The organism is Dietzia sp. B32 (assembly GCF_024732245.1).
GTDB lineage: Bacteria > Actinomycetota > Actinomycetes > Mycobacteriales > Mycobacteriaceae > Dietzia.
The window spans coordinates 1,160,673-1,172,624 of sequence record NZ_CP093845.1 but is presented as its reverse complement, the minus strand read 5'-3'; the positions used below and the strand labels follow the sequence as shown (position 1 = coordinate 1,172,624).

At 71.7% G+C, this 11,952-nt stretch carries 10 protein-coding genes; 1 reads left to right on the top strand and 9 read right to left on the bottom strand.

The window, feature by feature from the left end; genetic code table 11:
• Positions 1-32: 32 nt before the first annotated feature.
• The gene (locus L8M95_RS05565; protein WP_260488513.1) at positions 33-530 is read right to left on the bottom strand and encodes a hypothetical protein; all 498 of its coding nucleotides are present in this window, start codon (positions 528-530) and stop codon (positions 33-35) included.
• A 56-nt stretch (positions 531-586) separates the two neighbouring features.
• On the opposite strand from L8M95_RS05565, the gene L8M95_RS05560 reads away from it, so the two are divergent.
• Positions 587-1,522: a hydroxymethylglutaryl-CoA lyase gene (locus L8M95_RS05560; protein WP_260488512.1), complete on the top strand. Its 936-nt coding sequence runs from the start codon at positions 587-589 to the stop codon at positions 1,520-1,522.
• A gap of 8 nt (positions 1,523-1,530) precedes the next feature.
• Here the strand turns inward: L8M95_RS05560 and L8M95_RS05555 are convergent, their stop codons facing one another.
• From L8M95_RS05555 to L8M95_RS05520, 8 genes are all read right to left on the bottom strand, one after another.
• A complete protein-coding gene (locus L8M95_RS05555) occupies positions 1,531-2,094 on the bottom strand; it encodes a hypothetical protein (RefSeq protein ID WP_260488511.1) in 564 nt (187 codons plus the stop codon).
• Between the two features lie 52 nt (positions 2,095-2,146).
• Positions 2,147-3,325 (bottom strand): CaiB/BaiF CoA-transferase family protein, encoded by a 1,179-nt coding sequence (locus tag L8M95_RS05550; RefSeq protein WP_260489174.1) that lies wholly within the window; start codon positions 3,323-3,325, stop codon positions 2,147-2,149.
• 94 nt (positions 3,326-3,419) lie between these two features.
• Complete coding sequence (locus tag L8M95_RS05545) at positions 3,420-4,898, bottom strand: aldehyde dehydrogenase family protein (RefSeq protein ID WP_260488510.1); 1,479 nt, start codon at positions 4,896-4,898, stop codon at positions 3,420-3,422.
• Positions 4,899-5,012: 114 nt separating this feature from the next.
• Positions 5,013-6,335 carry a homogentisate 1,2-dioxygenase gene (hmgA, locus tag L8M95_RS05540; RefSeq protein ID WP_260488509.1) on the bottom strand — a complete coding sequence of 441 codons (1,323 nt, stop codon included), beginning with the start codon at positions 6,333-6,335 and terminating at the stop codon, positions 5,013-5,015.
• Positions 6,332-7,402 (bottom strand): lipocalin-like domain-containing protein, encoded by a 1,071-nt coding sequence (locus L8M95_RS05535; protein ID WP_260488508.1) that lies wholly within the window; start codon positions 7,400-7,402, stop codon positions 6,332-6,334. Before L8M95_RS05535 ends, hmgA begins: the two co-directional genes overlap by 4 nt.
• A gap of 73 nt (positions 7,403-7,475) precedes the next feature.
• On the bottom strand, positions 7,476-8,762 hold the full coding sequence (locus L8M95_RS05530; RefSeq protein WP_396119753.1) for an oxygenase MpaB family protein: 1,287 nt from the start codon (positions 8,760-8,762) through the stop codon (positions 7,476-7,478).
• A gap of 32 nt (positions 8,763-8,794) precedes the next feature.
• A complete protein-coding gene (locus tag L8M95_RS05525; RefSeq protein WP_260488506.1) occupies positions 8,795-9,970 on the bottom strand; it encodes an alpha/beta hydrolase in 1,176 nt (391 codons plus the stop codon).
• The gene (locus tag L8M95_RS05520; protein WP_312027446.1) at positions 9,970-11,922 is read right to left on the bottom strand and encodes a multicopper oxidase domain-containing protein; all 1,953 of its coding nucleotides are present in this window, start codon (positions 11,920-11,922) and stop codon (positions 9,970-9,972) included. Before L8M95_RS05520 ends, L8M95_RS05525 begins: the two co-directional genes overlap by 1 nt.
• Between the last annotated feature and the right edge of the window lie 30 nt (positions 11,923-11,952).

Below are 11,952 nucleotides of genomic sequence, written 5' to 3'. Positions count from 1 at the left end.
TCCCGCCGCGGGGGAGCTCGCCGGCGGCGCGGTCAGCGCGGTGTGAACCCCGAGACCAGCCACCGGTCCCCGTCCCGGACCAACCCCACCTCGACCACGGTCTGGAGTACATGTGGGATGCCGTCGGCGCCGACCGTGTGGCGGTCCAGATAGACGACGACGAAGGCCTCGTCGTCGTCCAGCCCCGCGAGAGCCGAGCCCGCCGAACGGGCCGAGGAGGCCACCTGGCCGGCGGTACTGCGCGGCACGGTGACCTGCCGGCTCTGCTCGCGGAAACGGTCGAGGAACGGCGGCGCGAGGAGTTGCTCCGCGGCAGCGAGGTCCCCGGCCACGGTCTCGGGCCGGTAGTCCAGTACCGCCAGCGAGGCGGCCTCCGCCGCGGCCACCGCACCGGCGGCCAGACGCTGCCGTTCCTCAGCCCGTCTGTCGAGCACGGTCATGCCGACCGCGGCGGCGGCCAGCACCACCAGCAGCACGACCAGGACGGTCCTGACCCGCGGGCCGATTCCCACCGCGCCGCCACCCGTCATGCCGCGACCCGCCGGGCCGGGCCCCCGGCCGCACGCGGATACGGGAGGATGACCCCATGACCACGCACCCGACGAGTTCTGTCGCTGTCCGCGACGTCGCCCTGCGCGACGGGCTCCAGCTCACCGACGGCAGGCTGTCCACCACCTCCAAGGTCGAGCTCGTGCGGACACTGCTCGGGCTCGGGGTCCCGGAGCTCGAGGTGGGGTCCATGGCCCGGCCCGACCTCGTCCCGGCACTGGCGGACACCCTCGACGTCGTCGGCGCCCTCGACGAGTCCGAACGGGCCCGCTGCTGGGTGTGGGTCGCGACCCCGGGCCACGTCCGCCGGGCCGCGGACGCCGGGGTCCGCCGTTTCCAGTACTGCCTGTCGGTGACCGACGAGCACAACACGGCCAACATCGGCCGCGACACCGCCACCAGCATGGACGCGCTTCCGGACGCCGTCGAGGCCGCCGCGGCGGTGGGCGGCACGGTCCAGCTCTGCCTGGCGACCACGTTCACCTGCCCGATCACCGGGCCGGTCGATCCGGCGCGCGTCCTCGAGCTGGTCGCCGACCCGCGCGGTGAGGGCACCGTCGACGTGGTGCTGGCAGACACCCTCGGCCAGGCGCACCCGCGGCAGGTGGGCGACCTCGTCGCCGCCGCGGTCGAGCCGGCCGGTGAGCGCCGGATCGTCTTCCACGGCCATGACACCTGGGGGATGGGCGTGGCCAACACCCTCGCCGCCGTGGGCGCCGGAGCGCGCATGGTGGACGCGGCGCTCGGCGGGCTCGGGGGCTGCCCGTTCGCCCCCGGCGCGTCCGGGAACACGGCCACCGAGGACGTCCTGTTCGCGCTGCGGCCCGACTGGCTCGACCCCGGCCGGTTCCACGAGCTGGTCGCGGCATCCGATCGCATGCTCGCCGAACTCGGGGAGGACTCGCGGTCGCGGGCCTCCGCCGGCGCGCACGGCAACGGACGCGAGTTCGACTGGACCCTGCCCCGGGGCTGACCCCGCGCTCACAGCGCCACCTCGGTCGAGGCCACGACGGCGCGACCGTCCTCGATCACGGCCTCGATCCGCCAGCGCCACAGCCGCCCACCGGGCCCTTCACCGGCGCCATCGACGTCGTCGGCACCGGCATCGCCACGCGCCTCGGATCCCGCTTGCGCGGCCTCGGTTCGCGTGTTGCTCACCTCGGACCGGACCGCCACCAGCAGGCGAGCCCGTGCGGGGTCGTCCCCGCTGTCGAAGAGCCCACCGTCGAGGATGCCGCGGACGGCCACGTCCTGCTCGACCCCGGAAGCGACCACCCGCGCGCTGGAGCGCACCTCGTCGTCGTCGACCAGGCGGAGTACCTCCGCACGCCGCCCGGTCACCTCGTCCCGGAACCGACCGGTACTCAGGGCGGTGAGTCGGTCCAGGGAGGCCTCGGCATCGTCGGTGGACAGTGACGACAGCAGGACGGCGACCTCGGTGGCGACGGCGGTCAGGCGCTCGCGGTCGGCGTCGGCGGCGCGGCGCGCCCACACCGACGACGCCGGCACGGCCACGGGGATCGCGGCGGCGAGAGTCAGGGCCACCAACAGCACGGTCGTCAGCGCCGGACGCCTCCCGGCCGCTCCGCGCGGGGGGTCAGATGACACCGCGGGCGGTCAGGTCGGACAGGCGATCGGCGTCGATGCCGAGCAGGTCGCGGTAGACGGCCGCGTTGTCGAAGCCGGGCTCCGGCGTCCCACCGCGCCGGACAGACCCCGGGGTGTCGCCGAGGACGGGCACCACGCCCGGACCGAGCACGGTGTCGTCCACGCCCGGCACGGTGTGGGGGACGATCATGTCGCGGGCGAGGAACTGCTCGTCGCGCACCACGTCCGCGACGGTGTTGACCGGGCCCACCACCACGCCGGCGGCCTCGAGGGTCTCGCGGATCTGCTCGGCGGTCCGCTCGGCGGACCAGTCGGCGATGATCGCGTCGATCTCGTCCTGGTGCACTCCGCGGGCGGAGTGATCGACGAAGCGGGCGTCCTCCGCCAGTTCAGGGCGGCCCATCGCGGTGCAGAGGCGGCGGAACACGGTGTCCTGGTTGGCGGCGATGATCACCCACAGCCCGTCGGCCGCGCGGTACAGGTTGGACGGCGCGATCCCCTCCAGTCGGGTGCCGGACGGGCCGCGCACGACCCCGGCGGCGTCGTAGTCGGGGATCACCGACTCCTGGACCGCCAGGCAGGACTCGGTCAGTGCGACGTCCACCACCTGGCCGCGGCCGGTGGTGGTGCGGGCCAGTAACGCGGCGAGGATCCCCTGGACGGCGAACATCCCGCCGAGGGTGTCCCCGATCGACAGGGCCATGCGCGGTGGCGGCATGTCGGGAAAGCCGTTGAGGTGCCGCAGGCCGGACACGCCCTCGGCGACGGAGGCGTACCCGGCGCGGGTGGCCTGGGGACCGGTCTGGCCGTAGCCCGACACCCGACCGATCACCAGGCCCGGGTTGATCTCGTGGAGCCGGTCCGGGCCGAGCCCCCACTTCTCCAGGGTGCCGGGTCGGAAATTCTCCACCACGACGTCCGCGCGGGCGACCAGGTCGAGGAAGAGCGCCGCGCCGTCGTCCGAGCGCAGGTCCAGGGTGACCGACTCCTTGTTGCGGGCGTGGACGGTCCAGAAGTGACGGCGACCGTCACGCTCGCCCTGACCCCATGTACGCAGGGGGTCCGGGCGCCCGGGATCCTCGATCTTGATCACCCGGGCGCCCATGTCGCCGAGGAGGCGGCCGGCGAAGGGGCCCGCGATGAGGGTGCCGAGTTCCAGTACGAGCATCCCGGCCAACGGGCCCGTCCGCGCCTGCTCTGCGCCCTGTTCGCCCACATCCTCTGTCACGTCCGGTGCCTCCTCGTCCCGCGGGTCGGTGTTCTCAGAACCCTAGGTGCACGGTCTTCTCCTCGGTGAAGGCCTCCAGGCCGCTCACCCCGAGCTCGCGACCGATGCCGCTGGCCTCGCGGCCGCCCCAGGGCAGTGAGGGATCCGGGACGCCCCAGCCGTTGACCCAGACCGTACCCACCCGCAGCTGCGGGATCACCGAGTGCACGGTGGACAGGTCGCGCGAGAAGATGAACGCGTTGAGCCCGTAGGGGGTGTCGCCTGCGATCCGCACGGCCTCGTCGGTGTCGGAGAACGTGATGACCGTGGCCACGGGGCCGAAGATCTCCTCGCGCGCGATCGTCAGCGAGTTGTCGCCGCGGAACACGGTCGGCTCGATGAAGTAGCCGCGGTCGCCGACCCGGCCGCCACCCGTGACGAGGTCCGCCCCCTCCGCCCTGCCCTTGTCGATGTAGCCCATGATCCGGTCGAACTGGCGCTGGTTGACGATCGTGCCCTGGGTGCTCGCGGGGTCGAACGGGTCGCCCACCACCGAGGACCGCGCGAACTCCGCCAGTCCCTCGACCACCCGGTCGGCGATCGACTCGTGCACCACCACGCGGGTGCCGGCCGCGCAGACCTGGCCCTGATGGTAGAAGTTGCCCATCGCGATCCACGGCATCGCCGAGTCCAGGTCGGCGTCGCCGAAGATCAGCTGCGGAGCCTTGCCGCCGAGTTCGAGGGTGACCTTGCGGAACTTGTCCCCGGCCAGCGACTGGATCTGCCGACCCACGCGGGGGCTGCCGGTGAAGGTGATCTTGTCCACCCCCGGATGCGCGGCGAGAGCGGCGCCGGCGGTCTCCCCGGTGCCGGTGACCACGTTGACCACCCCGTCCGGTACTCCCGCCTCGGCGAGCAGGTCGGCCAGACGCAGCGGGGCCAGTGAGGCGTCCTCGGCGGGCTTGAGCACCACCGAGCACCCGGCCGCGAGGGCCGGGGCGACCTTCCACGAGGCGACCACGGTGGGGTTGTTCCACGGGGTGATCGCGCCCACCACTCCGAGGGGTTGACGGAGGGTGAACCCGAACCGGCGCTGGTCGCCGACGTTCGGCAGCTGCACGCTCTGACCGTAGATCTTGTCGGCGGATCCGGCGTAGTGGCGGAACACCGCGGCGGCGGCGGGGATGTCCCCGCCCACGGTGTGCAGGTACAGCTTGCCCATCTCGGTGGTCTCGAGCGTGGACAACTCGCCGGCGTGCTGCTCGATGAGGTCGGCCGCGCGCATGAGGACCCGGCCGCGCTCGGCGCCCGGCATCCGGGACCACACGCCCGACTCGAACGATTCGCGGGCGGCGGCGACGGCCCGGTCCACATCCTCGGCGGTGCCGGCCGCGAGTTCGGTGATCCGCTCCTCGGTGGCCGGGTTGAGTGCATCCAGGGTGCCCCCGTCGGCGGGGGCGACGGCCCGGCCGCCGATGCGCAGCCCGGTGTCCGGCAGGGTCAGAGGTGCGATTTCGGGGAACGTCGCGGTCATGGCTCTACTCCTATGGAGGGTGGTGGTGGCACGAGGTGGTGGTGGGCGGGGTGGTGGTGGACGGGGCGGGTCGGGGTGGTGACGACTCCGATGACGACGACGAGGTCGGGGTCGTCAGCGGCGGAAGCGGCGCTCGATCCCGGTCCACGACGAGTCGTAGTCGGGTTGACGGTGGTCGGCGTCGAGGGCGGAGTCGGTCACCGCCAGGGCCAATCCGGTCTCGAACATGAAGGGCAGGGACCCGGTGAGCTTCTGCGGCGCGAGATCCACCGCGCTGGCCAGGTCGAAGGTCTCGCGGTCGGCGCCGTGCGCGGACCACTGGTTGTGCAGGGAGGCACCGCCGGGGACGAATCCCTCGGCCTTGGAGTCGTGGGAGCCGCGGACCAGGCCCATGAACTCGGACATCTGGTTGCGGTGGAAGTGCGGCGGTCGGTAGGTCTCCTCGGCCACGACCCAGCGGTCTCCGAACACCGCGAAGTCGACATTGGCCTGGCCCTCGAACGGTCCCGGTGAGGTCAGGACCGTGAAGACGGACGGGTCGGGGTGATCCCACAGCGCGGTGTTGAGCGGGCAGAAGTCGTCGAGGTCGAACACGTACGCGGCGTGGTTGCCGTGCCAGGCCACCACGTCGAGCGGGGAGTGGTCGAGTTCGGTCGACCACCAGCGGCCCCCGAACCGCTGCCACAGTTCGACCGGCTCGTCACGGTCCTCGTACCAGGCCACGGGGTAGCGGAAGTGGCGGGCGTCGGCGAGGCCGTTGGCGCCGATCGGGCCGAGCTCGGGCAGGGTGAGGGTTGCGCCGTAGTTCTCCAGGACGTATCCGGCCGAGTACCCGCCGAGCAGGTCCACCCGGAACCGGACGCCCCGGCACACCACGGCGAACTCGCCGGGGGAGACGGCCAGGCGGCCGAACTCGGTGAGCATCAGGATCGGTCCCTGCTGCGGCACGATGAGCAGCTCGCCGTCCGCGTCGACCAGGTAGCGGTCGGTCATGGACGCGGTCGCCGTGTACCAGTGGATTCCCACTCCGGTGCGCTGGGAGACGTCACCGCAGGTGGCGAAGGTCCGCACGCCGTCGAGGAAGTCGATCCCCGGTGCGGGTGCCGGGGGCGGGTTCCAGCGCAGTCGATTGGGGGAGGCGATGCCCGCCGCCGACGGAGCGGTCTGCCAACCCTGGCTCTCGGGGCGTCGACGGAAGGCGCTGTGCGCGACCGACGGACGGATGCGGTAGCTCCAGGTCCGGCGGGTGACCGCCCGCGGTTCGGTGAACGCGCTGCCGGAGTGCTGCTCCGCGTAGAGGCCGAGGGGGGCGCGCTGCGGGGAGTTCTGACGCCTCGGCAGGGCCCCCGGTTCGGCTTCGGTCTGGTGGTGGTCGGCGAAACCGTGGAGATAGTCGAGCCGCGGGACACCCCGGTCCGGGGTGCCGTCCCCGCTCACGACAGCGCCACCATCTCGTGGAGGGTCTGCCCGCTGTGCGTCTCCTGTCGCCCGTCGATGGTCAGCGTGAGGTCGAAATCGGAGCGGAACCTGAAGTACCCCGGGTGCCCGACGAGCTTCTTGACCAGCTTGTTCAGCGGCGGGCGGCCCACCACCGGGACGTCGGAGAGCAGATCGTGGGCGTGAACGATCTCGCGCACGGTGAGGGTGAGGTCGATCTTCCCCGGGACCCGGAGCCTGAGGAATGACGGGTACGACCGGTCGGCGACGGGGTTGGACACCATCGGCCCCTCGGTGATCTCCACCTCGCCCTCGGACAGCACCACCTCGCGCCCCCGGGCCACCATGATCGGCTGGGACCAGTGCGCCCCGTAGCGCCCGGTGGTCTGCACCATGGCGTAGACCAGCGAGATCTCGTCGGTGTACAGGCGACCCCAGTACCACTTGGCGATGATGCGTTTCATGTCGCCGACGCCCCAGTTGTGGTCGTGGTAGCCACGACCGCTCACCTGGTCGGTGCGGCCGTCGACGGTGACGGTGCCCTCCACCCGGGCCCGGGGCGCGCCCACACACCACGCGAAGTACTCCCGGTCCGTGTAGCTGGTGCGGCCGCGACCGGGCATCCACGCCGGGACCTCGGCGTGGAAGGTCAGGTCCACGCCGATGCCGTCCTGCTCGGCCCTGACCCGGTAGACGGGCAGGCCGTCCACCTCGTCGACGAGGACGGCGCTGTGGTGGGCGATTGTCACGTCGACCTTCTCGGTCGAGACGCCGAGCTCGGCGTCGGTGTGGTGACGGTTGGACTCCCTGCGCTGCCCGTCAGGGGTGTAGAGGTGGATCTCCACGCCGGGCCGGCGCCGCACGAGCTCGCGACTCTGCAGCATGACCACCACGATCCGGCCGTCGTCGAGGTGGGCGTCGAAATACCAGTGCTCGAACGACTGCTTGTCGGAGTCGAGGTGGGCGGCGTTGTCGGCGGGGGCGACGTCGGTGAGGTGGCCGTCGCGGCGGCCGGGGCCGTTCCAGGCCTCGACGATGTTCAGGGACGGACCTTGCAGGAGGGGCATGGGGAACTCTCTCGATCGGGTAGGCAGCGGGAAGGGGCGGTGACAGGGGTACGGGCGGTGCGCGGTCCGGGCATCAGCGGCGCAGGGCACCGGAGGCGTCGAAGGCGGCCTCGCGGCCGGCCATCTGGGCGCGGTACCAGTTCTCGCGGTGCCAGCACATGACGCGCTCGTGCACCCGGCCGATCGGAGGCACCCGGCGGGCGACCTCGACGGCCGTGACGAGTGGGAAACGGACCACCGGGATGAGCGCCCACGGCAGCGCGGCGGGCATCCGGTACCTCCGGCGCGTGCCCGGGGCCATGTACATCGCCGAGTAGACCGAGTTGATCCGGAAGTTGTAGTGCTCCCGGAGGCGTTGCAGGCCGGTGTGGCCCTCGCGGGGTGCGAACGCCTGTGGGTAGGACTCGATGAGCTCGCGGCCGTGCTGTCCCGAGTCGTGCGAGCGGGAGAGCATCGCCATGAGCAGCATGCGGATGCTGTCGGCGATGGTCTCCGGGTACCACCGCATGCGCACCCCGAGCAGATGGCCCATGTACTTCTGGAAGTGGATCAGGGCCCGGATCTCGCGCAGGGTGGTCTGGTACCCGAGCGCCCAGAGTCCGAACCCGGGCGTGACGGAGCCGGCGATGAGGGTGAGAACCATGTACGACTGGCTGATCGGCAGCCCCCACTTCCCGATGTCCCACTCCCCGTGGGAGGCGACCCGGGAGCGGACCGAGACGTGCATGACGCGGACCTTCATCGCCGTGGCCCGCCCCTGCGAACCGGGCCGGAGCAGTGCTCCCGGTTCGGATACGTCGATCCAGAACCGGCAGGTCTCGAGGAATCGCCGGAGGGCGTTGTCCCCGGCGTAGCCGCCCGCCAGCGACAGGGGCGTGGCCACCGCGGACTCGGTGTAGATCTCCAGGGTCTCGGCACCGGCGAAGCTGAACAGCATGGTCCCCCAGCGCCGCCAGATCCTGGCACCCTCCTCGATGAGGTCCGGATCAACCCAGTCCGGGACCGTCTCGAACTCCGCGAACAATTCGCGCATCGAGTCCGGCGCGCCCTCGACCGAGTCGATGCCGTCGGCGAGGGCCCTGTCCAGCATCCGCCGCGTCTCCCCGGGACCCGTCTCGCCGTGGTACACCTCGTCGACAAACCGCTCGGCGACGGGATCCCCCGAGAACAGGTCCGCGCACACGGCGGCGGCCTGCTCGTCGGTGGGCAGGAGGTCGAACCCGGTCACCTTGAGCACGGCCGAGCGCAGACGCCTGAAGGCGGGATTCTCCCGGCCCTCCCAGTAGGCGAACCGGGTGGGGCAGCGGACCCCCTCGGGGACGGCCGGTCGGTCGGGGTGGATGCCGACCTCGTCACCCATCTCGATGGTCACGGAGTCCCGGTCGGTGCGGGTCATGACAGTCCCTCCTCGTCCTGTGCGGTGTGTGGTGCGGGTGAGCCGCTGAGCCGGGTGTCCATCCATGTGAGGAGCCCGGAGATGACGCTGTCGAGGCCCTCGGGCTGGTCGACCAGGTAGTGGTTGAGGTGGCGCATCTCCACCAGTTCGACCCTCGGGTCCGCCGAGCAGGCCGCCATGAGCCGGGACTCCTCGGCGAACGCGGCCTGGTCCCCGAGCAGGCTCATCACGAGGGTCGGGTCGGTGATGCGGGTCAGGTCGGTGAGCGCGTCGGCGGCGGTGTGCTCCGGGCTCCAGGTGCTCAGCCAGCTGCGGGCGGTGACGAAGCGGGCGAGCCCTCCGGCCGCGGTGTTGGCCGCCGCCGGGTCGCCGTACATCGAGCCCGCCTCGCGATCACTGGGGTCCAGGGTCAGGTCGAGGAAGCGTGGATCGGCGGTGGTCCGGTGGACCACGAACCCGCGGTCGGACCCGCCCTCCTTCTCGAGGCGCTCGAGGGCCTCGAGGGCCCGCCTGTCGATCCGACGCATCCGCTCCGACTGTGCGGCCCGGTAGCGCTCCACCCACTCCGGGTCGAAGGGTGCGCTGCGCCCCGCGGCGAACAGATCCAGTTCCGGGTCCACCGACCAGGGGTCGTCCTCGTCGGTGACCGACGGGTCGATCCAGTGCCGCAGGACCCGCGCCCGACCGGGGTGCGCCCCCACGAGCATCACGGCGTCGGCCGCCTCGACTCCCCGGGCGCGCGACTGATGGAACGTCGCCAGCGAGCCGCCGCCGGAGAACCCGAGCAGGACCACCCTCTCGAAGCCCAGCTCCTCACGCATCCACCGGATACCGGTGCCGAGATCCGCCGCGGCCCGCTCCATGAGCAGCGCCGGCTCGTTGTTGGCGTACCGGGTGTTGAGGCCCATGGCCGGCTGATCCGCACGGGCGAGGGCGGCGAGGAGGAAATGACTGAGGAAGTTCGACGCCGGGTGGCACATGATGACCCCGCGGCGACGCGAGGACCCCGGCAGCTCCACGAGATTGGCGTGGAGAGTCGGATAATGACGCGACAGCCCCGAGTGCATCTCGATCCGGCCGTCGTCGGCCGGCTGGTACGGGATCCTCTGGAAGTGGTCGACGGGTGTGGTCCCGGCCGGCGGGTCCTGGGTGTGCATCGTCTCGGGGGGCATCAGGTCACCGTCCTGTAGCGGAGCATCATGTCGTGGTCCTCGTGGTCGAGGATGTGGCAGTGCCACACGTATCCCTGCAGCGTGTCCGGGCGGTGGTGGGCTGCCGGGGGAGCGACGGACCCGATGTAGTCGCCTCCGAGCCGGTCGATCCGTGGTCCCGCTCCGGGTGCGTGGGCGGTGCCGTGCCCACCGGCCTCGTGCCCGGCGGTGCCGTGTCCGCCGCCGGCGTGTCCACCGATCGACACCGCTGCGGAGAAGGTCGCGTCGGGGTCGAACCCGAGTTCATCGGCGGTCGGGAAGTGGACGAGGACCCTGGTCACGGAGTTGGGATCGGCGATGACCGTGTCCTTCATCCCCGTCTCCCACGGTTCGGGCGCACGGACGGGTCCCACCACGTAGGGGTCGGGGTCCGGGGTCCACTTGATGCCCGTGGGAGGCTGCGGCTGTCTCAGGCACATCGCGATGGTGTCGATCGCCTGCCTGGACAGCACCCGGAAGTGCACCAGGTGGATGTGGATCGGATGCGGGTCCGGGGTGGCGTTGACGATGTTCCACATCTCCACCGAACCCTGGCGCGGCAACTCGATCTGCTCGCTGGACCACCGCAGGTTGTTCAGGCTCATCATCGACGGGGGGATCCGGATATCGCCGGGCTGGCTCAGTGAGACGTTGCGCACCGCCGGTGCCCGGGTGATCGGCGCGAGCGCGGGCGGCTGGCCGGGGCCACCGCGCAGGGTCGTCGGGACCGGGCCCGTGTGGCCCCTGGCGTTCGTGGCCCGGAATCGCATGAGGCTCCCGAGCTTCACCGCTCCGATCTGGGCGGCCTGGGGCGCCGCCTCCTCCGAATTGAGCAACTCGACGGTCTCGCCGGGTGCCAGTGTCGAGAAGTCGACGAGCACATCCGCGCGCTCGCCCGGCCCCAGCCGGAAGTGGTCCACCCTGGCGGGCGCGGGCAGTAGGCCGCCCTCCATCCCGATCACCCACATGGCCAGCGGCCGGGACAGGTGCAGCATCCAGTTGCTGAACGAGGCGGCGTTGACCATGCGCAGCCGGTAGAGCCCGCGGGCGACCTCGGCGTCGGGCCAGATCACGCCGTTGACCAGCCCGACATCACCGACCGCCCCGCCCTCCCAGAGGCCCGCCGGGACGATCGGGGTGGAACGCATGGACGCCGCGCCGTCGGGGCGGACGATCTTCTCCTGCAAGACCAGTGGGATCTCGAACTCGCCGGCGGGCAGCCCCAGCGGGTTGTCCGGACGGCCGGTGTCGAACCGGTCGCGGAGCAGGTAACCGCCGGCGAGGCCGCCGTAGACGTTGAGCCGGGTGATGGCCATGGCGTGGTCGTGGTACCAGAGTCCGGCCGCCTCCTGCCGGTTGTCGAAACGGTGCACGTGGCCCTGTCCGGGAAGGGACATCTGTTCCGGATGGCCGTCGCTGGCGGGTTCGGTGACCCCGCCGTGCAGATGCAGCGATGTGGGAACCCGCGTCCGCACCGACTCCGACAACCCGTGCAGGCTCGTGTCGATGTCGGCGGCGTGGGGGTGGGCCGAGATCTCGTTGCGGTAGGTCAGCGTCGTCCGCACCCCGGCGCGGGCTTCGATCAGAGGACCCAGGTAGCCGGCCGCGCCGTAGCCCAGGGTCAGCGTCGCCGGGAGGTCCCGGTGGAAGCGATGTCTACCCGTCCGAGCGGTCAGGCCCAGGTTCTCACCGCGTAGGACCTCCGGGCGGGGGAGATCGTCCACGTAGGGCTCGAGGTCGGGGGAGTGGAACAGGAGCGGGCTCGGCCCGACCGACCCCGGGCCGATCTGCGCGCGCGTGGCGGACGCGCCGACCAGACCCATGCCCGCCACCCCGGCCGCGGTGCCGAGAACCCTCCGCCGCGTCACCACCGGGCCGCGAGTACCGACACCGAACCCCACCATCTGACCTCCCGTTGCTATGACGCGAGTCACAGTACCCTACGGTATGGTCTGGAAGTGGGG